A 21,899-nucleotide genomic window follows, 5' to 3' on the forward strand; every position below is an offset into this window, starting at 1 on the left:
GACGAAATCAATGGATGGCTCTATCACAGAATACGTATGTGTATATGGAAACAATGGAAGAAGCCCAAGACAAAGGTGCGAAATCTGATTAAGATGGGTGTGCCTAAGGACTTGGCACATATGGCTGGCAACAGTCGGCGTGGATATTGGTTTACCACACATACAGTCGCAGTCAACATGGCGATGACAAAAGATAGACTGATAAACAGTGGCTTCTATGATTTAGCCACAGCCTATCAGTCTGTGCACGTCAACTATTGAAAACGCCGTATACCGAACGGTACGTACGGTGTTATGAGAGGACGGGAGCTAGTCACTCCCTCCTACTCGATTAAAATGTAGAAATTAGCAAACACCATGTGCAAGCATAGCATCCGCAACTTTTTCAAAACCAGCGATGTTAGCACCGGCAACATAGTCACCTTCCTTACCGTAACGCTTAGCAGCATCGTCGATATTGTGGAAGATATTTACCATGATTCCCTTAAGCTTAGAATCAACTTCTTCGAAAGTCCAGCTAAGTCTTTCTGAGTTCTGGCTCATTTCAAGAGCGGAAGTAGCAACACCACCTGCGTTAGATGCTTTACCTGGGGAGAAGAGGACCTTATTTTGCTGTAAGTAGATTGTAGCATCTGCAGTAGTAGGCATGTTAGCACCCTCAGCAACAGCAATGACACCATTAGCAACAAGCTTCTTGGCATCTTCAAGATTTAACTCATTTTGTGTTGCGCAAGGAAGTGCGATGTCAGCCTTAATCTGCCACTGATTTGTTCCTTCTTTTGCCTTATCATGATACTCAGCAGAAGATCTTTGAGCAGCATATTCTGTAAGACGGGCACGCTTAACTTCTTTGATTTCCTTAAGAAGATCAACATCGATACCTTCCGGATCATAAATCCATCCTGTAGAATCAGAGCAGGTAACAACCTTGGCACCAAGCTGCTGAGCTTTCTGGATAGCGTAGATTGCAACATTACCGGAACCGGATACAAGACAAGTCTTGCCCTTGATATCATGTCCGTTGCATTTAAGCATTTCTTCTGTTAAATATAACAGGCCATATCCGGTAGCTTCTGTACGAGCAAGAGAACCGCCATAGCTAAGTCCCTTACCAGTCAAAACACCTTCAAAAGAATCTGTTAATTTCTTGTAATATCCAAACATATATCCAATCTCACGAGCACCGGTTCCGATGTCTCCGGCAGGAACGTCTCTGTCAGCTCCGATATATTTGTAAAGTTCGCTCATGAAGCTTTGGCAGAATGCCATAACTTCGCGATCGGATTTACCCTTAGGATCGAAGTCGGAACCACCTTTACCGCCACCGATTGGAAGACCGGTTAAGGAATTCTTAAAGATCTGTTCAAAACCAAGGAACTTGATAATTCCGGTGTATACAGATGGGTGAAGACGAAGACCTCCCTTGTAAGGTCCAATCGCATTGTTAAATTCAATACGGTATCCGGTGTTCACCTGTACGTTACCGTTATCGTCTACCCAAGGTACACGGAATTTGATCTGACGGTCTGGTTCGCAGATTCTTTCAAGAAGTGCTTCCTTGCGATATTCGGCTTCGTGTGCATCTACAACAGGTCTGATTGTTTCAAGAACTTCTTCAACGGCCTGAAGAAATTCCGGTTCAGCTGCATTCTGTTTCTTTACTCTTTCGAGTACTTCATCAACATAGCTCATGTTATTGTTCTCCTTTTAAAATAAATTAGACCATACGTTATGTATAAATCAGTTTACATTTTACACTTCAATACGTTAACGTGCAATAAAAAATTTATGGAATATTAATAGAAGAAATATGAAATGGTAGTATGATGAAAAAAGTGAAAAAAAAAAGAATTTTTTTAGAAAGCCATGAAATAAAAAAAAATATATAGTAATATAGGCATTGTGTGAAAAGGTGAAATTAGGAGGCAATATGAAAATCAGTTGGTCAAAGAGAACAGGGATTCTCGGCATTGTGGTGTTTATCGCTATGATGATATTTTTAATTATTAATCGCGGAGCATTTTTGGCAGATGAAGATCTAGAAAGTGGAAAATTATTGTTTTTCCTGGCAATCTTGTCTTGTGTATTATGCGGAGCAACCATTGTATTTAAATTGGAATTTAAGGATAAACGGTTGGGAATGATTGCAACCATGATTTGGTTTTTTCTTGCACCAATTATTTCGATTACCATGGTAGAAGCGTTTTCGGCAATATTTATCTATGATTTGGCACCGGTTTATTTTCTTGCCAATTATATATGTTATATGCTTTTTATGCTGTTGGTATTTGCAATAACGGGACATATCGGAAGGGCGATTTTGTTTCCAAACTGTTTCTTCTACGGATTTGCATTATGCAATAATATTGTGACAACATTTCGAGGAACCCCATTTGTACCGACGGACTTTTTAAGTATCGGTACGGCAGCGAACGTGGCAGCCAATTATGACCGCTATATTGATTTTGGAATTGCGATGGGAACATTTATTATGATTTTCATCGTGATTACGAGCTTTAAGATTCGCGGAGTAAGAATCAAAGCCAGAAAGTATAAACTCTTCGCAAGACTGGTATCCGCCGCCTGCGTGGTCTGCGTATGTGCGTTGTTCTACGGAACCGATGTTGTGCCAAATGCCGGTATCAAGCCTGATTTTTGGAATCAGCTAAGAGGATATAATAAGAGCGGAAGCTTTTTGAACTTTATGCTGAATACGAAATATATTCATGTCAGCGAGCCGGACGGATATGACGCGGATGAAATTGAAGAACTGGTAGAGTCATTGGCAAGTCAATCGGATTATGAACCGACCATAACAGACACAGAAGATATGCCAAATATTATTGCAGTTATGAATGAGTCTTATTCAGACCTTACGGTAGATGGGGAATTTGAGACCAATGTTGATTACATGGAATTTTATGATTCCCTAAGTGAAAATGCAATTAAGGGCAATCTCTTTATGCCGGTAAACGGAGCTGGAACATCCAATTCCGAGTTTGAGTTTTTGACAGGTCTTTCGCTTAGCTTTTTGCCATCCGGAAGTAATGTTTATAACTCTTATATCGATAGTGAGATTCCATCGTTAGTATCAACTTTGGGAGATCTTGGTTATTCTAAGACCGCCGTTCATCCGTATTATGAATCAGGATGGAACCGATCAACGGTATATCCGCTTTTGGGTTTTGACGATTTTATCAGTATCGAAGATATGATCGATCAGGATATTATAGACCAGTATATCGACAGCGATAACAATGTCTATCTGTATGAGAGTCTTTTAAAACAAGAATACGGCGAAGAAGCAGAGAATATGTTGGTGCGCCGTTATATCAGTGATTCTTATAATTATGAGCAGCTTGAGGAAGTATATGAGGAAAAGACCGATGATGGTCCGGTGTTTGAATTTAACGTAACCATGCAAAATCATGGAGGGTATGCAACAAATTATTATAACTTCGATGAAGAGGTAGAAATAACAAGCATGTCCAAAATCTATAATCTTGCCAATCAATATCTGTCACTGATTAAAGTTTCTGATGAGGCATTTCAAGAATTGATTGAATATTATGAAAATGTTGACGAACCGACAATCGTGGTAATGTTCGGAGATCATCAGCCATTTGTAGAGACAGCTTTCTTCGAAGAACTGTTTGGTACTTCCGTGAATTCGCTTACAACAGAGCAGTTGCAGTGCCGTTATATGACGCCGTTTATTATCTGGGCAAACTATGATATAGAAGAAGCGCAATATGACCAGCTAAGTGCGAACTATCTATCCTCACTTCTGCTTAAGACGGCCGGACTTGAGATGACGGAATTTAATAAATATTTACTGGAACTTTCTGAGCAGATTCCGGTAATTGATAGTGTAGGTTATATTGATAAGGATGGAAATTACTATACCTATAATGACGAGACGGAGTATACGGACTTACTGGAAGATTACGAAAAGATTCAGTACAATGCTTTGTTTGATGATGAAGGACGAGTGGAATCGGTATTCTATCTTTCCGATAATTAATAGGGGAAAATGAACAAAGTGAGAACAAAAATGATTTAAATGTTGTAAGATTTACCGATTTTTTTTCGTATATCTTGAAAAAAAAAGAAAATTAAGCTATATTACCAAATAGAAATTAGATTATTGAGACATATGCTGTAATGGCATAATCACAGATTTAATAAAAATAGAAAGAGAGAGACGATCCTATGAGCACAAAAGAAGTAGTTGTGGCGGATATTGTGAAGGCACATAAGAATCCGATTGCAGAGTTGGTTCAGGTTGCATGCCAGTTTGATAGTGAGATTACACTCGAAAGTGATAACCGTAAGATCAATGCGAAGAGTATTATGGGAATCATGGCCTTTAATCCAACGAGTGGGATGACAATCAACATCGTAGCGAATGGTTCCGACGAAGAAGAAGCAGTGGATGCTTTGGAGAGTTTCTTGGCTGTTTGTTAATAAAGAGTATGAAGCTGTCGCATAGAGCGGCAGCTTTTTTTCTGTAAATGGTAAAGGAATTCACATTTTGTGATGGATAAAGAAGAGCAATCGGAGGGGAGAGGTGAACGTGAGACAGATGGAATTTAAGATGGAAAGACCGGGCCTTTGTAAGGTTGGGGACCACCTGAAAGTAACAGAAGGAAAGTTACCGACTTCTTATTTCTATACGTTGGAGCATGCATATGCGATGTCCGCTAACTATAAGAACGCAGAGCGTTTAAAGTCGTTAGAAGGTGTTGTAAAAGATATTAAAGAAACCCCGCGCGGGTATTATGTAATTATGGAGTTTGATGAAGATGAGATATGATGGAATGATATACAGACCGCCGAGTGAAGCAAGAAGTCTGATTGTGCAAGTGACGGTTGGTTGTGCGCATAATGCATGTACGTTTTGCACGATGTACAAAGATAAAAAATTTTATATACGACCGAAGGAGGAAATTCTGGCAGACTTTGAAGAAGCATATGAGCGATATAAAGGTGCGATTGATCGAATCTTTCTGGCAGATGGGGACGCTTTGACGATTCCAACAGAAGATATGCTCGAGATACTAGCCTTTATAAAAGAACGCTTTCCTCATGCAAGAATCACTTCCTATGGGGCACCAAAAGATGTGCTCAATAAGACGCCTCAGGAGCTAAAAGCGATTGCGGATGCTGGATTATCCATGATTTATATGGGAGCTGAGTCCGGAGATGATGAAGTGTTAAGAAGAATCTGTAAAGGGGTAACGGCAAACGAGATTGTAAGAGCAGGACAATTACTTAAGGAAGCAGGATTTCAATTATCATTGACTCTGATTTCCGGTTTGGGAGGCCGCGAAAGACGGAAGGAACATGCCATCTGTTCGGCGAAGTTAGTAACAAAAATTAAGCCGGATTATTTGGGATTTTTAACCTTAATGCTGGATGATGCGGCGCCCATCATGAAGTCGATTCGAGAGGGAACGCTTAAACTTCTTAAACCGGATGATGTTGTGGAAGAGATGCTGCTGTTTTTAAATGAGGTAGATAGTGATGGCACGGTATTTCGGGCAAATCACGCGTCAAATTATGTGCCGCTTAAGGGAACTTTAAATGCCGATAAGAAGAGCCTGATTGACTTGCTAAAGAAGGTAAGAAAGGAAAATGGATATCGACCGGAAAGCTTTCGAGCGTTATAATTATTTTGTGAAAAATTTACAAAAAAAGGATTTTGCAGAATCCTAAATTCATAACTAACGAGTAAAGACAAAGGGAAAAATACTTGTTAAAATGAAATCGTGTGTGTAAATCTCAGTCGGAATGGTAATCGCCGACTAAGAGTCAATTTGGGCGATCACCTATCGGAGGATAAATCATGTCAATATTTACGATATTTTCGCTGCTAGGAGGCGTAGGCCTGTTTTTGTTTGGTATGACTATGATGTCAACAGGACTGCGTAATGCATGTGGAAGTAACTTACAGGGAATTCTGGAAAAAGCAACGAAGAATAGATTTCTTGCAATACTAGTTGGTGTCGGGGTAACAATGCTGATTCAATCATCATCCGCAACGGATGTAATGGTAATTGGATTTGTTAATTCCGGAATGATGACGCTTGCACAGGCCATCGGAATTATTATGGGTGCGAATATCGGTACCACTATCACGGCACAGATTACGGCATTTAGCTTAAGTAATTTTACACCACTTTTGTTGTTTGGCGGTGTAGTACTATACGTATTTGTAAAGCATAGCTTTATCAAGCATGTTGGATCGATTATTATGGGATTCGGTATGCTGTTTCAGGGTATCATTATTATGAAGGCTGCGATTGCGCCGCTCTCGCAAACACAGGGATTTGCCGACTTTATGACGACGCTTTCCAATCCTGTACTTGCGCTTTTGTTTGGAGTTGCATTTACGGCACTGTTGCAAAGTTCGTCATCATCGATTGTAATCTTTCAGGCATTTGCTGTGGAAGGAATATTAACTTATGATATTGCCATCTATTTGATTATTGGTGCTGCGATAGGTTCTGTAACGCCGAACCTTTTGGCATCTTTGACCGCGAATCGTAACGGTAAGCGAACGGCCTTGCTCAATTTGCTTTTTAACCTGATTCGTGCGGGAATTTTGATTGCAATTATTAATATAGCACCGGGCGTGTTAGAGCTTATTCAGAGTCTGTCACCGGGAGATATTGGACGACAGATTGCCAATACGCATACTATCTTTGCGATTGTGGCAGTGCTGATTGAGGCACCATTTGCCGGATTGATTATCAAGCTTACGAGGCGAATTGTGCCGGTTCTTCCGGAAGAGACGCAAAAGCTTGAGGACCGTGAACTAAAATATATGAATGTGGCAGCCAATATGCCAACGGCGGTTGCTCTTGGGCAGGCTCATATGGAGATTGCCAGAATGGGGCGCATTGCATATAAGAATCTCCAAAATGCGGTAGAATGCTTCTTTAGCGGAGATTCTGAACTGGCAGCTAAAGTAAAAGAACGCGAAGAGACCGTGGATATCCTAAATCAGGAAATCGGAAAAAAGATGGTCATGCTTCGAAGTCTTGGACTTACGGATAAAGACCTTGAGAGGGTATCTTTAATGACCATTGCAAGTACGGATATTGAACGAGTATCCGACCATGCAGAGAATATTGTGGAATATAATGAACTGCTTACGGCGCGTCGTGCGAAGATGTCCGAGGTGGCAAGAGCGGAATTGCGAGAGATGTCCGATACCATGCTTGAATCTTTGGAGATTGCATTGGAAATATTTGAAAATGAAGATTACAGTAAGATTCCGCAGTTGTATGAATTAGAAGATCAGGTGGATCAATTTGAAAATGACTTGATTTCGAATCATGTAGAACGATTAATGCACTCAAGCTGTGATCCGACAGCCGGAGTAGTATTTTCAGATATTGTGACAGATATCGAGCGATGCGGAGATCATGCCATTAATATAGCGAATTCACTTCGAGGAAAACTGATTGAAGAAGGTAAAGAAATATAATATCGTCTTCGTTTAGGCTTTGTGAGCGAGCCGAAACTGATAGTAAGAGCCATTCCGACTAGGGAATGGCTTTTCTAATGTTAGATACATAGGAACTAACCGCGAGAAAATCTAACCATTGTTAAAAGTGCAAAACGCACCGCGCCTAATATTGTTAAAAACTAACTAAAATTTGTCGAGGTGCACAAATTTTGGTTAGTCACAATGTGCAATAAAGACGAAAATAAATCAACAAATTGACTAAAAGGTATTGATTTTTACCAAAACGCGCAGTATAATTCACAATAAACAAAAACATTTACATGAACAAAAGGAATATGATAAGACATCGTAAGGAGGCATTTAATTATGGTAAATCGTAAAAAATGTTTAGGAACAGTTGGACTTTTTGCAGCAGGCGTTGCATTTGGAACACTTGGAATTAAGGCATTATCCAGCAAGGGAGCTAAGAAATTTTATACAGGCGTTACCGCAGCGGGACTTGCAAGCAAGGATTGTGTTATGAGAACCGTAACTAAGGTACAGGAGAATGCCGGAGACGTTTATGAAGACGCGAAGGAACTCAATGAGAAGTGGGCAGATGAAAGACATGCTCAGGAAATTGAGAAAGCAAAGGCAAAACTTGCAGAAGCTCAGGAAGCATTGGCAGAGGCGCAAGCAGCAGCTGAAAAAGAAGAAAAAGACGAGAAATAAAGTTTATGAGAGAAGGATCCGGGCTGTGGTAACACGGACCGGATTCATTTGTAAGGAGCAGGTTTATGAAGTTTCAGATTTTACATGAGTCTAAAAGACGTATGCGTATTCATATGTGTCAGCCGAAGATGAGCTATGCACAGGCTGATATTCTTGAGTATTATCTGCAATCAAAAAAAGGAATCGATTGTGTTAAGATTCATGAAAGAACTGCCAATGCAATTTTTGAATTCTCGATTCCGAGAGAAGAAGTTATTGCATATATCAATGAGTTTCATTATCGGGATGTGGAAGTGCCGGCAGGATTGATTGAAAATTCATCCAGAGAATTAAATGCCAAATACCAGGAAAAACTGGTGATGACGATTACGTGGCATTACGCAAGAAGATGGATTATTCCACTGCCAATTCGGATTATTTGGACAACCCTTAAAGGAATTCGATATATTATAAAGGGAATTCGCTGCCTTGCAAAAGGCAAGATTGAAGTGGCGGTCTTAGATGCCACATCCATTGCAGTATCCCTTTTAAGAGCAGACTTTAAGACTGCAAGCTCTGTCATGTTCCTTCTTGGAATCGGTGAGCTTTTAGAAGAATGGACACAGAAAAAATCAGTAGATGATTTAGCAAGAACAATGTCGCTGAACATCAGTAAAGTATGGCTGATGAGTGATGGACAGCAGGTGCTTGTTCCGGCGAGTGAGATTAAGGTCGAAGATGAGATTGTAGTACATATGGGCAATGTAATTCCTTTTGATGGAGAGGTATCTTGCGGAGACGGTATGGTCAATCAGGCATCGATGACCGGCGAAGGTGTTCCGGTACAAAAATCCGGCGGTGATTATGTCTTTGCCGGAACGGTATTAGAAGAAGGCGAACTTACCATTAAGGTAAAGGAGATAGGATGCTCAAGTCGTTATGAGAAGATTGTGCATATGATAGAGGATTCTGAAAAGCTAAAGGCAGGTGCCGAAAGTAAGGCAGAACATCTTGCAGATCGTTTGGTTCCGTATTCACTTGGTGGAACAGCATTAACCTATGTCTTAACAAGAAATGCGACAAAGGCGCTTTCCATCCTAATGGTTGATTTTTCTTGCGCATTAAAGCTTGCGATGCCGATTTCGGTATTATCTGCAATTCGCGAAGCCAGTCAGCATAAGATTACGGTAAAAGGCGGTAAGTTCCTAGAGTCTGTTGCAGAAGCGGATACGATTATTTTTGATAAGACCGGAACGCTGACAAAGGCGACACCAACAGTGGCAAAAGTAGTAACCTTTTGTAAGGAATCCGAGGATGAGATGCTTCGTGTTGCGGCTTGTATGGAAGAACATTTCCCACATTCTATGGCAAAAGCGGTTATTGACGCAGCTACAGCAAAAGGACTCGATCATGAAGAGATGCACACCAAGGTTGATTATGTGGTAGCACATGGAATCTCTACGACGATTGACGGTAAGAAGGCCATCATCGGAAGTTATCACTTTGTATTTGAAGATGAGAAGTGTACGATTCCGCGCGGAAAGAAGACTTTGTTTAGCGAACTGCCGGAAGAATATTCTCATTTGTATCTGGCAATTGAAAATAAACTGGCAGCCGTAATCTGTATTGAAGATCCGGTTAGAGAAGAAGCCGCTTGTGTGATTTCACAGCTTCGCAAGAAGGGGCTTACCAAGATTGTTATGATGACCGGTGATTCTGAGAAGACGGCAGCAGCGATTGCCAAGAAGATTGGTGTAGATGAATATTATTCGGAAGTACTTCCGGAGGATAAGGCTGCTTTTGTAGAGAAAGAAAAGCAGATGGGTCGTAAAGTTATTATGGTTGGTGATGGAATCAATGATTCACCGGCACTTTCGGCTTCCGATTGTGGCATTGCGATCAGTGATGGAGCAGAGATTGCAAGAGAAATTGCGGATATTACCATAGGAGCGGAAAATCTTTACGAATTGTTGACGCTGAAGGATTTAAGTGATGCACTTATGAAGAGAATTCAGAATAATTATCGTGCGATTATGGGATTTAACGGAAGCTTGATCGGTCTTGGTGTTTTAGGGCTGATTGCGCCAACAACATCGGCACTTCTTCATAATGCGTCAACCTTGATTATCGGTATGAACAGCATGAAGAACTTGCTCGACTAATCCTAAGAGGAGATGTCTTCTCCGAATCAGATAAAAAGTGTATAATAAATGCGCCGGGGATAATACCGGTGCATTTTTACGTAAAAGCGAACGTCATTTTCGCTTCTTGTATGGAGATGGATATGTGCAATTTAAGAGAAATGTTACAAGATCCCAATCGAGTCATTGTTCTGGACGGAGCAATGGGAACCATGCTTGAACGCGCCGGTCTCGATGTGTATCAAAGACCGGAAGAGATTAATATGAAGCATGCTGATGTGGTAAGTGAGATTACGGCGCAGTATGTTGCCGCCGGAAGTGATATTGTCTATGCGAATACATTTCAGGTGAATCGCCATAGATTAAAAGACAGTGCATACACGGTGGAAGAAGTTATCTTCGCTGCAGTTAGCGCAGCAAAGACGGCAGTTGCGGCAACGGACACAAAAATAGCGCTGGATATCGGTCCGATTGGATTGTTGGTAGAACCGACAGGAGAGCTAAGGTTTGAAGATGCTGTGGATATCTTTAAGGAAATCGTTGAGGCCGGTGTAAAAGCAGGATGTGATCTGGTGGTATTTGAGACCATGTCAGATTTAAATGAATTAAGAGCCGGCGTCATTGCGGCAAAGGAGAATTCAAATCTCCCGATCTTTGCGACGATGACATTTGAAAAAAGTGAACGAACTTATACCGGTTGTTCGCTAGAAGCGATGGTTGCAGTGATGGATGGACTTGGAGTGGATGCGCTTGGCATTAACTGTTCTAAGGGGCCGATGGAAATTTTGCCGCTTGCGCAAAAGCTGGTGCAGATTACGGATACTCCGATAATTGTAAAGGCAAATGCAGGGCTGCCGGATCCGGTGAAGGGAACTTATTCCATCGCAGCAGAGGAATTTGGCAAATATATGAAGGAGTATGCTGCACTTGGAATCCGAATTATAGGCGGATGTTGCGGAACGCAGCCGTCATACATTGAAGAGATCAAAAAACAGGCAAAGAAGGCATTTGTGAAGCACGGTGCAAAGCGGGATATGATTTTGGCCGGCCTCGCAACGAGTATGACAGAGGTTGATGAAACGCTGCTCAAAGAGTCTTTGATTGAGCCGGATGAGGATTATATAAAAACCGTAAAAACAGGAGAAGTTGAAGAGGTTGCCGAGTGTTTGATGAAAATGGAAGATAAGGGCGAGGAATTTATCTTTTGTGATGTGACAGGAGCGCCGGATGAAGTGGTGCTGATGAAAGAGGTTGTAAAAAAAGTGCAGTCAATGTCTAATACACCATTTATTTTTCGAAGTAATGATGCGGATGTGATTGAGGCGGCGCTTCGTCCTTATCAGGGAAGGGCTGTTGTTATGACAGATCTGAATGCTGTGAAAGCGGTTAAACCGATAGCGGAAAAATACGGAGCAATTCTGTATACAGATGAACAGGGGATTGTTTCCTATTGATTTTTGAAGGAAAATCAACTATGTTATAAGAAAACTGACAAATATGAAAGAGGTACAAGATGGCAACAGAATTAAAACCGATTAAAGAAGGAAAAGTAAGAGAGATTTATGATAACAATGACAGTTTGATTATGGTGGCAACAGACCGAATCAGCTGCTTTGATGTTATTCTTAACAATGTCATCTCCAAGAAAGGAACGGTTTTGACACAGATTTCCAAGTTCTGGTTTGATATGACAAAGGATGTGATTCCTAATCACATGATTTCTGTAGATGTTAAGGATATGCCGGAATTTTTCAGACAGGAAAGATTTGATGGTAATAGCATGATGTGTAAGAAGCTTGAGATGCTTCCGGTAGAGTGTATCGTGCGTGGATATATTACCGGAAGTGGATGGGCAAGTTATCAGAAGGATGGCACAGTCTGCGGAATCAAGCTTCCGGAAGGATTAAAAGAATCCGATCAGTTGCCGGAACCGATCTATACACCGTCTACAAAGGCGGAGATTGGTGATCATGATGAGAATATTTCTTATGAACAGAGTATTGAGCATCTTGAAAAAGCATATCCGGGCAGGGGAGAAGAGTATGCTTCGAAGCTTAAAGATTACACCATTAAGCTGTACAAGAAGTGCGCAGAATATGCTCGAACAAAAGGAATTATTATCGCAGATACAAAGTTTGAATTTGGATTGGATGAAGACGGTAATATCGTCCTTGCTGATGAGATGCTGACACCGGATTCTTCAAGATTTTGGCCGGCAGATACTTATGAAGCCGGACATTCCCAGCCTTCTTTTGATAAACAGATTGCAAGAGACTGGTTGAAAGCCAATTCGGATCACAACTGGACACTTCCGGAGGATGTGGCCAATCAGACAATTGGAAAATATCTGGAAGTTTATGAGCTGTTGACAGGAAAGAAATTGTAGAATTAAAGCCTAATAAAAGCTGCAAAAAGATACGAAACTCGTTCTTTTTGCAGCTTTTCGTTTTATTCGTTATCGCTGTCTTCTTCCGAAGTCATGTCTTTGGTTGCATGCTTGAAGCTTCTTGTAATTCCCGTATCATGATAGACAACGCCGGATACCGAATCCTTTGTATATATCATATTTGATTCTTCATAAAGCGGTATGACAGCAGCCTGTTTCATCAAGATGGATTCGGCTTTCTTTAATGTGCTGTAACGCTTTTTGGCAGAAGTGACAGAGCCGTTTAACGTAGACAATACTAGGTTGGTGTATTTCGAATTGGTCCATACATAGGTATGCCAGGTGTTGTCGCTGGCAGTGGCAAATGCTTCTAAATATGCAGATGCATCTGCATAAGTACCACCAAGACTTGTAAGGGAAAGACAGTAATTACCGGATTGTTCATCGGCAAGACGCTGTGCTTTTGGTTCTACGCGAAGCGTGATGGTAACACCTTCTAAGTTCTGTTCAATCTGAGATTTGATAGCATTACCAACAGCCAAGGAAGTTTCATCATCATCAATCAAAAGTTCAAGCTGAAAGCTTGTTTGCTTAAGTTGTTTTTTGGCCTTACCTAGATATTTCTGGGCGGTTTTCACATCATAGCCGATTTCATTGCTGTAAGTATCAGCACTTGTGAAATCGGATTTGTCCGAAGGATTTATAGAGATTCCGGTTGGGACAATGGCATAGGAAGCCACACAGCCATCTGCCAACACATCATTTGTCAGATGATCGCGGTCGATTGCGTAGGTAAGAGCTTTTCGCAGATTTTTATTGGCAAGGACTTTGTAATCTTCGGTGTTAGGGATGAGATACCATTCACAACCGGTAGAAACCGATTCGTAAGAAGTCTCCTCCATATCTTCCCCGGCAAGATCGCCGGAAATATTAATGACATCAAGATTTTCATCTTCCATATCTAAGATGGCAGTTTGGGAGTCTTGAACAATTTTGTAATTGAGTTCATTCACCGAGATGCTTGAGGCATCATAATAATCTTCGTTCTTTTCAAATTGAATCCAGGTGTCGGAAGACTCGTAGTCGGTTAACAAAAAAGCACCATTGGAGAGGATGTGATCTGCATCGGTGGCATAATCCTCGCCGCAGGATTCAATATAAGATTGGTTAGCCGGATAAAAAACAGGTAGACATAAAAGTTCATCAAAATTGTTGACCGGACAATTTAAGGTCACTTCTAACGTATAATCATCAATTGCCTTTACGCCGAGAGAAGAGACATCTTTCTTTCCGGAAAGAATGTCGGATGCATTTTCAATCTGCGCAACATCACTTAACAGATAGCCATTAGGGTTTTCGTTATTCGGATCGACGGCTCTTTGCCATCCGTAGACGAAGTCATAAGCGGTAACCGGATCGCCATTTGACCATACCGCATCTTCGCGAAGGGTAAAGGTATAGACCCGTTTGTCCTTAGATAAGCTCTCGTCAGTGCACAGAGCATTTACAATTGTTCCATCGTCCGCTTGCTGCTTTAGACCATCCGTAAAGTTCGCAATCATTTCCATGGAAGTTTCATCCGTTGCAGCTTGCGCATCCAATGTTATGACCGCATTAGAGACCATGGTCTGAATCTTGACCGGAATTTCTTCTTCGGCACCCTCGTCGTCGGCATCATTGGTTTGGGAGCTTGACTTGGAGGAACATGCACATAGGCCGGCCGCAAGCACGAACACAAGGCCAAGAGCACAAAGCTTTTTCATATGTTTCATAGTAATCATTCACCTCTTTTGGATATTTCCTTTCGGAAGATTTTCATAACTTATTTCGGCTATGAAAACAAACTGATATTATTATAGTGATTGGAAATGATGATGGCAAGGATTACGTAAAGAATTAAGAAAATCTAAGTATTTTCCTTAAAGATTATGGTAAAATCAGGAAGTAAAATGAAGAGGATAGGAGCTTATGTTGTAATGAACAATGTACTCGTAGCAATTAATGCAAAATATATTCATTCAAATCTTGCCTGCCTGTCATTGAAAAGCTATGCGGCATCAAAAGGACAGCATGCACAGATTGCAGAATATACGATTAATCAACCAATGCAGCAGATTCTGGCAGATTTATTTCGTCACAATCCGGATGTTTTGTTTTTTTCTTGTTACATCTGGAATATGGAACTGGTGCAGGAGCTGACAAAAGAATTTCATAAGATAAATCCGTCAATACCCATCTATCTTGGAGGCCCTGAAGTAGCTTTTCGTGCGGAAGAATATGTGCAGGAACATCCGGAGATTGCAGGAGTTATGGTAGGAGAAGGAGAAGTCCCGTTTACAAAGATTTGTCAGTTCTATGACCGAATCGGCGATTATGATAAGATACCGGGGCTTGTGTGGGTAACAGAAAATGGCCGTGTTGAGGTGCAGGCACCGGCGATGCCGCTGGCGCTTGATGAGATTCCATTTTGCTATCCGAGTCTAGATGGGCTTGACCATAAGATCATTTATTATGAATCAAGCAGAGGATGTCCGTTTTCTTGCACGTATTGCATATCTTCCATAGATAGGCATCTAAGATTTCGTTCTTTGGATAAGGTCTTTGAGGAATTACAGTTCTTTTTGGATCATAAGGTTACCCAGGTGAAATTTATTGATCGAACCTTTAATTGCAACGGAGCTCATGCGCTTGCAATCTGGCGTTATATTCTAGAACATGATAACGGAGTTACCAATTTTCAGTTTGAAATTGCAGCAGATTTGCTAAAGGCAGATCATATGCGAGTCCTTTCCAAAATGCGTCCAGGACTTGTGCAGCTTGAAATCGGAATCCAGACAACCAACTTTGAAACCATTCGGGAAATACATCGAACAATGAGCGTTGGACGAGTGGAAGAAGCGGTGATGGCAATTCATAAGATGAACAACATTCATCAGCATTTGGATCTTATTGCGGGGCTTCCGTATGAAGATTATGAATCGTTTCAAAATTCATTTGAGGATGTGTACCGGCTTGAACCAGATCAGCTCCAGCTTGGTTTTTTGAAAGTGCTGCGAGGATCGTATATGTATGAGCATGCACAAGAATATGGTCTGGTCTATACCGATAAGCCGCCATACGAAGTGCTGCAGTCTAAGTGGGTGACCTACGGACAGATGCTCAATCTGAAACTGGTAGAAGAGATGGTGGAGACGTATTACAACACCGGACAGTTTCGGGCTACGCTTCCGGTTGTGGAGACGATGTATGATACGGCATTTGAGTTTTATCTGCACCTGGGTGCATTCTATGCAAGTGTAGGCTGGATGGATAAGAAAGTCAGTCGTCTTCACAAATATGTAATTGTATTGCAGCTTGTAAAGAACACGGCGCCTGAGCTGTTTGATCTGGTAAAAGAGACGCTCTTATACGATTATTATCTGCGGGAGAAAGCAAAGAAACGACCAAAGTGGGCACCGGATATTTCCGGACAAAAAAAGGAAATTGCTCGCGCACTTCGATTGCTGGGTTATGAGCAAAAGTATTGCGACCTGCAACCATTTACCATTCCTGTCTGGGAGATTGAACGCGGAAAACCTTTCCCGAAGTGCGGTGATAAAAAGTGGGTTTTGTTCGATTATGAGAACAGAGATGTTATAACAAATAATGCAAAGGTGATCATATTAGAAGAACTTCCAAGTGAGTCTTGATTAGAGTAAGGAGGAGCAGGATCTGACAATGCATGAAAGACTAAAATTATATATTCGAAAAAATGTTGACCTGACGGGGGCAATTGCGCCAACCATTGTAGTGACGGGAATCTTCTTCGTAATCTATTATTTCTTTGGGATTGAGAATACGATTATCGGTCCATGTGTAACCTTGTCATATCTGTATTTTGCAGGCCTTAGCAATCATTATGCAAGTATGGTAAAGACATTTTTAATCTACATGGTGCTTGCCGTTGCGGCATATGTGGCAGGCCTTTCGCTTCCCTTTGCAATTGTAGTGAATGCAGCAGTATTTTTCTGGATTGTCTATCATCTAATAGATGAATATCATCCGGATAATTATTATACGCCGGGGATGGCCTTTATCCTATTTCAGCTTTCACCGGTAAGCGGCATGCATGGATTATCTATGCGTCTTATAGCATTGATTTTATCCTTTGCAATCGCATTTTTGGTACTTCTTCTTTTGCCGTCACGTCATAATAAAAATGATGTGCGCAAACTGGTTGGTCAGGGATTTGAGATCGGAAATCAGTTGTGTGAGGCTTACGTAGCGCGCGATAAGGTGGCAATTGAACAAAAGCAGCAATTGCTGCATCTTCTAAATGAGCAGATCTGCGATGAAATTTATCTGTATAATTATGCAGGATTTCGTAAAGAAAACAAGGTGAATTGGTATTGTCGATTTGTGGCGCTGTTTCAGGTGCTTACGGTTTTGGCAGAGCATGAAGATGTCGAAGAAAAGTCAGAGCAGATGCGGAACATGCTTGTCAATTTTAAGGCATTATATGAGGCAGACAAGGCAAATGACTTTAGTAAAAAACTGGTATTTAAGAAAGAAAAGCCGGATATTCATTCGTTCACGCTTCGCTTCGCATTGCGGATGCTTATTGTTATGACCGCTTGTATGATTTATGGCTATATCTGTCCTTGGGGAAATGGATTTTGGCTTGCGGTGTCGGTTTATTTTATGATGGTGCCTTTGTATGAAAATATAACAGGTAAGATCAAAGGTCGATTGCTTGGAACGATAGCAGGTGTGATACTATGCTTTTTGCTTTTTACTGTTTTTCCGAGTCAGCCGGCACATGTTGTCATCTTAATCATCTTTAATTTCCTGATTAACAGTTCTAAAAACTATGCGACAACGGTGGCATATTTGACCTGTGCAGTGTTAGCGCTGAATATCACACCGGACAATATTGGATTTACCTTATTAGAACGCCTGATTTATACCTTTGGCGGAGCGGGACTGACACTGCTTGGTTGCCGCTTTATCTTCCCGATACGGATTCAGCCGGAGGCGGATTATCTGCTGTCGAGATTAAATATGCTTCGGGAACAGATGCAAAGAATCAGGGTGTATAAAGGGGAAAGTCCGGAGGAGCTTCGTCATGAGCGAGATCAGCTTTTGGTTCGCTCCTATCTCCTTAGCCGGAGGCTTCGCAGATATAATCAGGCACTTCCGCATGAGAAACGCAATTTAAAACTGATTGATGTATTGAATGAACATATGTCGGATATGTCGATGTTTCTGGTTCATCACTTTATCGGAATCAAAAGTCGTGGGTTATAAACCGTACTTAACTTTCAATCCTGATGCTAGAAAACATGACAAAAATGTGTTAAAATTAACTCATTCGAAACGACTAATTTTGCTTAGAGTTGATGTTTAGAATGAATGCTTAAGAAGTTAAGCAGGAGTTGGTCAATTTAAGTAAATTTGCTTTCGAAGAGAAATGATTTAAAGTGAGTAAGAATAAAAAGCTGTCAAAAGCGTAAGCAACCTAAGGGGAACATTAATTGGATGTTTACAAATGCGACCGAGATGGGAGACCAAGAATGATTAGTAATCGACAATTGGAAGTATTTGTGACCGTTTATGAAGAAAAGAGTATGACGAATGCCGGCAAGAAGTTATTTATGACACAACCGGCAGTGTCGCAGGCAATCCGTGAGATTGAAGCGTACTATGGAGTGACCTTATTTGAGAGAGTAGGATCGAAATTGTACGTTACAAGGTCCGGAGAGACGATGTATTTTTATGCGAAGCGTATATTTACTTTATTTGAGGAAATGAATACGGAGATGTGTAATGTACAGGGAGTCCGGGAGATTACAGTTGGGGTCAACATATCTGCTGGGACAGAACTGGTACGAACTTATATTAATCGATTCCACGAGGAGTATCCGCAGATAAAAGTTCGTGTGAAGGTATCGAGATCTTCTGTATTGGAGAAATGGCTTAAAGAACAGGAGCTTGATTTTGCGATTTGGGAAGACCTGGTTCAAAAGGCTGATTATTTGGTTCAGGAACCATACTATAAAGATAAGATTGTAGTGGTTGCCTCAAAAGATCATCCGTTGGTAGCAAGAGAGAATCTGGTACTCAAAGACCTTGAAAATCAGCCATTTCTTCTTAGAGAAAGAGGAGCAGGCGTTCGGGAAAAATTCGAACAGCTGATGCGGCTGAATGATATGGCTGTGGACATTCTTTGGGAGAGTACGTCAACGAAAGCGCTTGTGAAGGCTGCGCAGGAGGGATATGGAATTGCGGTCCTTCCTTACTTGCTGGTCAAGGAATATGTGGAAAACGGTTCTTTGGTTGAGCTTGCTATTACAGATGTTTCTCTTAAGAGAAATCTCAATATTGTCTATCATAAGGACAAGGTTTTTTCAGAACCTTTGCAGCGACTGATGGATATTGTAAGAGAGTCTTAACTCAGTCGGAGAACAAGCTCCGACTGAGTTAAACGCTCCGCGAGGATGCGCACGGATTCGGACAGGAATTTGTCTGCTGAAGCAGATCCGAATCCGGCGCGCAAGACTCGCGAGCGAGTCTTGACCGAAATAACACACACCCCCTGGCGGTGATGGGTACCTGGAATTTAGGATGCCTATTACGGTTAGGGGGTGTGTTTTTGATTGTCGCATGATAACGCGCCGACAGACATTAGGCCTGATTTAATAACTGGTTTCGAATATCATATAGTTTTTGAGACAAATCAACATGGATTTTTTGTGGGTTAACAAATCGCTTGGATTCATCCCATAAAGTCTCTTTTTCTTTGTTACAGAATTTCTGAATATCCATAACCTTTGGAGAGTGGTAGATGGCTTTGCCGTTTTTGATAACCGGAATCAAAAGCTCTTTCATAGTATAGCTGCCACCGGGGAGGATGGTTTTCTTCCAAGGTTCATTTGGATCAAATAATTTAAGATCTTGAGAAGTATCATAAGATTCATCAACCAGGCAAATCAAATCACCTCGAATCTTTCCGGTTTCTTTATCGTAAATGCGATAGATGGTTTTGTTACCAGGATTCGTTACTTTTTCGGAGTTTTCAGAAAGCTTGATCTTAGGAACAAAATCACCACCATCCTTTTGGATTGCAGCCAATTTGTATACGCCGCCAAAAGAAGGATTGTCTTTAGAGGTGATTAAATTGGTTCCAACACCCCAGGAAGTAATTTGAGAACCTTGAATCTTAAGACTTTGAATCAAATATTCATCCAAATCATTTGATGCAGAGATAATAGCATCCTCAAATCCGGCGTCATCAAGCATCTTGCGAGCTTTCTTAGAAAGATAGGCAAGATCACCGCTGTCCATACGAATGCCATAACTTTTAGAAGTAATGCCGGCATCGCGCATTTCAGTAAAGACCCGGATGGCATTAGGAATACCGGAGTTTAAAGTATCATAAGTATCTACAAGCAAGGTACAGGCATCCGGATAAAGCTGTGCGTAAGTCTTAAAAGCAGTATATTCATCCGGAAAACTCATAATCCAACTGTGTGCATGAGTACCTAAAACCGGAACATCAAACATCTGACCGGTAAGCACATTAGAGGTTCCTTTACAGCCACCGATAATTGCAGCACGTGCACCATAGGTACCGCTGTCCGGACCTTGAGCGCGGCGAAGACCGAATTCCATAACGCCGTCACCATTGGCAGCATAACATACCCTGGCAGCTTTGGTAGCAATAAGGCTTTGATGATTAATAATATTAAGAAGAGCTGTTTCAATAAGCTGGGCTTCCATAATCGGGGCAACAACCTTTACAAGCGGTTCACGTGGAAAGATAACAGTGCCCTCTGCAATGGCATAGATATCACCGGAAAATTTAAAGGTAGACAGATATTCCAAAAAGTCTTCGTTAAAAATGCCAAGACTTCTCAGATAATCAATATCTTCCTTTTGGAAAGATAGATGTTCAATGTAATCAATGACCTGTTCTAGACCGGCACAGATGGCATAGGCTCCGCCGCTCGGATTGTTGCGATAAAAAGCATCAAACACGGCAACGTCATGATTGCCTGTTTTGAAATATCCCTGCATCATAGTAAGTTCATATAGGTCCGTAAGTAATGTTAAATTGAGAGTACTCATAATTTCCTTCTTTCTCATGGCATAAAACCACGTCTTAACCTAATTTCAAATCACCTGGTTTAATCCAGCCTATCTTACGTTCAATGGTACAAATAACACTGCAGATGACGGCCGGTAGGATGAAGCAAATTAAAATCATACCAAGCCAGTCAAATCCGGTAACCGTTTTGCCATCTGCGACCCATCCGGAATAGATGCCGATTTGTCCAACAAGTCCGCAGGTTCCCATGCCGGAAGAAACCGGTGAGCCGTTCATTTCCAGATGAAAGATGCAAGTGGCAATCGGACCTGTGATTGCACTGCAGATAATCGGCGGAATCCAGATGCGAGGATTTTTGACGATATTTCCCATCTGTAACATAGAGGTACCGATGCCCTGCGAGATAAGACCGCCCCATTTATTTTCATAAAAGGACATAACCGCAAATCCAACCATCTGTGCGCAGCATCCGGCAACAGCAGCACCACCGGCAAGTCCGACAAGGCCAAGTCCGGCACAGATTGCAGCCGAAGAAATCGGAAGAGTAAGGGCAATGCCGACTAAAACGGCTACAATAATACCCATCATAAATGGTCGAAGCGTGGTCGATACCATAATCAGGTTACCAAGCCAATTCGCCAGGGTTCCGATATGCGGCGCTATCAACGAGGAAAGAACGACGCCAATTATAATAGTGACGCCCGGAGTGACAATGATGTCGATTTTCGTCTCTTTCGATACGGCTTTACCAAACTCGGCAGCAATGACGGAAATAATCAGGACGGCAAATGGTCCTCCGGCTTCTCCTAAAGTATTCGCGGCGCTTCCAACAGCCAATAATGAAAATAATACAAGAGGAGGTGCTTGCAATGCATAGCCGATTGCAACTGCCATAGCAGGTCCGGACATTGCAGTTGCAAAGCCGCCAATCGTTACCAGGTAATCAATGCCGGCCTGTAAGCCTATCGTGTTTAGAATCGTGCCGATTAACAGTGTGCAAAAAAGACCTTGCGCCATGGCGCCTAGTGCATCAACAGCATATCGTTTTGCTGAAATTTCAATATTTTTTCTTTTTAAAAATTCTTTAAATTTATCCATGATGATAACTCCTGCCTGAAT

16 protein-coding genes and 1 pseudogene are annotated in these 21,899 nt (G+C 41.5%); 13 read left to right on the forward strand and 4 right to left on the reverse strand.

Annotated elements, in window-relative coordinates; all coding sequences use genetic code 11:
• A pseudogene (locus BLS20_RS10915) lies at positions 1–261 on the forward strand (group II intron reverse transcriptase/maturase); the annotation flags it as partial.
• A gap of 84 nt (positions 262–345) precedes the next feature.
• On the opposite strand, the gene gdhA reads toward BLS20_RS10915, so the two are convergent.
• On the reverse strand, positions 346–1,692 hold the full coding sequence (gene gdhA / locus BLS20_RS10920; RefSeq protein ID WP_090174403.1) for an NADP-specific glutamate dehydrogenase: 1,347 nt from the start codon (positions 1,690–1,692) through the stop codon (positions 346–348).
• 238 nt (positions 1,693–1,930) lie between these two features.
• Between gdhA and BLS20_RS10925 the strand changes: the two genes are divergently transcribed.
• From BLS20_RS10925 to BLS20_RS10965, 9 genes are all read left to right on the forward strand, one after another.
• A complete protein-coding gene (locus BLS20_RS10925; RefSeq protein ID WP_090174404.1) occupies positions 1,931–4,024 on the forward strand; it encodes an LTA synthase family protein in 2,094 nt (697 codons plus the stop codon).
• Between the two features lie 188 nt (positions 4,025–4,212).
• On the forward strand, positions 4,213–4,467 hold the full coding sequence (locus tag BLS20_RS10930) for an HPr family phosphocarrier protein (protein ID WP_090174405.1): 255 nt from the start codon (positions 4,213–4,215) through the stop codon (positions 4,465–4,467).
• A gap of 103 nt (positions 4,468–4,570) precedes the next feature.
• Positions 4,571–4,816, forward strand: a complete 246-nt coding sequence (locus BLS20_RS10935) for a hypothetical protein (RefSeq protein WP_341443227.1) — start codon at positions 4,571–4,573, stop codon at positions 4,814–4,816.
• On the forward strand, positions 4,806–5,672 hold the full coding sequence (locus BLS20_RS10940) for a radical SAM protein (RefSeq protein WP_090174406.1): 867 nt from the start codon (positions 4,806–4,808) through the stop codon (positions 5,670–5,672). The genes BLS20_RS10935 and BLS20_RS10940 overlap by 11 nt, the downstream gene beginning before the upstream one ends.
• Before the next feature lie 176 nt (positions 5,673–5,848).
• Positions 5,849–7,495, forward strand: a complete 1,647-nt coding sequence (locus tag BLS20_RS10945) for a Na/Pi cotransporter family protein (protein ID WP_090174407.1) — start codon at positions 5,849–5,851, stop codon at positions 7,493–7,495.
• Between the two features lie 348 nt (positions 7,496–7,843).
• The gene (locus tag BLS20_RS10950) at positions 7,844–8,188 is read left to right on the forward strand and encodes a DUF6110 family protein (protein ID WP_090174408.1); all 345 of its coding nucleotides are present in this window, start codon (positions 7,844–7,846) and stop codon (positions 8,186–8,188) included.
• 65 nt (positions 8,189–8,253) lie between these two features.
• Positions 8,254–10,329 (forward strand): heavy metal translocating P-type ATPase, encoded by a 2,076-nt coding sequence (locus BLS20_RS10955; RefSeq protein WP_090174409.1) that lies wholly within the window; start codon positions 8,254–8,256, stop codon positions 10,327–10,329.
• A gap of 122 nt (positions 10,330–10,451) precedes the next feature.
• Positions 10,452–11,762 (forward strand): homocysteine S-methyltransferase family protein, encoded by a 1,311-nt coding sequence (locus BLS20_RS10960; protein ID WP_176762388.1) that lies wholly within the window; start codon positions 10,452–10,454, stop codon positions 11,760–11,762.
• Between the two features lie 59 nt (positions 11,763–11,821).
• A complete protein-coding gene (locus tag BLS20_RS10965) occupies positions 11,822–12,694 on the forward strand; it encodes a phosphoribosylaminoimidazolesuccinocarboxamide synthase (RefSeq protein ID WP_090174411.1) in 873 nt (290 codons plus the stop codon).
• Positions 12,695–12,756: 62 nt separating this feature from the next.
• Here BLS20_RS10965 and BLS20_RS10970 read toward each other — a convergent pair whose 3' ends face one another.
• Complete coding sequence (locus tag BLS20_RS10970; RefSeq protein WP_176762389.1) at positions 12,757–14,466, reverse strand: peptide ABC transporter substrate-binding protein; 1,710 nt, start codon at positions 14,464–14,466, stop codon at positions 12,757–12,759.
• A gap of 177 nt (positions 14,467–14,643) precedes the next feature.
• Here BLS20_RS10970 and BLS20_RS10975 point away from each other — a divergent pair, with 177 nt between their 5' ends.
• From BLS20_RS10975 to BLS20_RS10985, 3 genes are all read left to right on the forward strand, one after another.
• Positions 14,644–16,383, forward strand: a complete 1,740-nt coding sequence (locus tag BLS20_RS10975; RefSeq protein WP_242870577.1) for a B12-binding domain-containing radical SAM protein — start codon at positions 14,644–14,646, stop codon at positions 16,381–16,383.
• Between the two features lie 28 nt (positions 16,384–16,411).
• Entirely contained in the window at positions 16,412–17,980 is a 1,569-nt protein-coding gene (locus BLS20_RS10980) for an FUSC family protein (protein WP_090174413.1), read from the forward strand.
• Between the two features lie 266 nt (positions 17,981–18,246).
• Positions 18,247–19,125 carry a LysR family transcriptional regulator gene (locus tag BLS20_RS10985; protein WP_090174414.1) on the forward strand — a complete coding sequence of 293 codons (879 nt, stop codon included), beginning with the start codon at positions 18,247–18,249 and terminating at the stop codon, positions 19,123–19,125.
• A gap of 232 nt (positions 19,126–19,357) precedes the next feature.
• On the opposite strand, the gene BLS20_RS10990 is transcribed toward BLS20_RS10985, so the two are convergent.
• Positions 19,358–20,800 (reverse strand): nicotinate phosphoribosyltransferase, encoded by a 1,443-nt coding sequence (locus tag BLS20_RS10990; protein WP_090174415.1) that lies wholly within the window; start codon positions 20,798–20,800, stop codon positions 19,358–19,360.
• A gap of 34 nt (positions 20,801–20,834) precedes the next feature.
• Complete coding sequence (locus BLS20_RS10995) at positions 20,835–21,878, reverse strand: PTS sugar transporter subunit IIC (protein ID WP_090174416.1); 1,044 nt, start codon at positions 21,876–21,878, stop codon at positions 20,835–20,837.
• Positions 21,879–21,899: the final 21 nt, after the last annotated feature.

The sequence above is a fragment of the Eubacterium oxidoreducens genome (assembly GCF_900104415.1).
Classification (GTDB): Bacteria; Bacillota; Clostridia; order Lachnospirales; family Lachnospiraceae; genus Eubacterium_C; species Eubacterium_C oxidoreducens.

What these genes read in the sequence shown, in the direction of transcription:
- BLS20_RS10995 (WP_090174416.1), bottom strand. Translation starts at nt 21,878, where the DNA reads ATGGATAAATTTAAAGAATTTTTAAAAAGAAAAAATATTGAAATTTCA.
- BLS20_RS10925 (WP_090174404.1), top strand. Translation starts at nt 1,931, where the DNA reads ATGAAAATCAGTTGGTCAAAGAGAACAGGGATTCTCGGCATTGTGGTG.
- BLS20_RS10970 (WP_176762389.1), bottom strand. Translation starts at nt 14,466, where the DNA reads ATGAAACATATGAAAAAGCTTTGTGCTCTTGGCCTTGTGTTCGTGCTT.
- BLS20_RS10940 (WP_090174406.1), top strand. Translation starts at nt 4,806, where the DNA reads ATGAGATATGATGGAATGATATACAGACCGCCGAGTGAAGCAAGAAGT.
- BLS20_RS10950 (WP_090174408.1), top strand. Translation starts at nt 7,844, where the DNA reads ATGGTAAATCGTAAAAAATGTTTAGGAACAGTTGGACTTTTTGCAGCA.
- BLS20_RS10945 (WP_090174407.1), top strand. Translation starts at nt 5,849, where the DNA reads ATGTCAATATTTACGATATTTTCGCTGCTAGGAGGCGTAGGCCTGTTT.
- BLS20_RS10980 (WP_090174413.1), top strand. Translation starts at nt 16,412, where the DNA reads ATGCATGAAAGACTAAAATTATATATTCGAAAAAATGTTGACCTGACG.
- BLS20_RS10960 (WP_176762388.1), top strand. Translation starts at nt 10,452, where the DNA reads ATGTGCAATTTAAGAGAAATGTTACAAGATCCCAATCGAGTCATTGTT.
- BLS20_RS10930 (WP_090174405.1), top strand. Translation starts at nt 4,213, where the DNA reads ATGAGCACAAAAGAAGTAGTTGTGGCGGATATTGTGAAGGCACATAAG.
- BLS20_RS10985 (WP_090174414.1), top strand. Translation starts at nt 18,247, where the DNA reads ATGATTAGTAATCGACAATTGGAAGTATTTGTGACCGTTTATGAAGAA.
- BLS20_RS10990 (WP_090174415.1), bottom strand. Translation starts at nt 20,800, where the DNA reads ATGAGTACTCTCAATTTAACATTACTTACGGACCTATATGAACTTACT.
- gdhA (WP_090174403.1), bottom strand. Translation starts at nt 1,692, where the DNA reads ATGAGCTATGTTGATGAAGTACTCGAAAGAGTAAAGAAACAGAATGCA.
- BLS20_RS10975 (WP_242870577.1), top strand. Translation starts at nt 14,644, where the DNA reads ATGAAGAGGATAGGAGCTTATGTTGTAATGAACAATGTACTCGTAGCA.
- BLS20_RS10965 (WP_090174411.1), top strand. Translation starts at nt 11,822, where the DNA reads ATGGCAACAGAATTAAAACCGATTAAAGAAGGAAAAGTAAGAGAGATT.
- BLS20_RS10955 (WP_090174409.1), top strand. Translation starts at nt 8,254, where the DNA reads ATGAAGTTTCAGATTTTACATGAGTCTAAAAGACGTATGCGTATTCAT.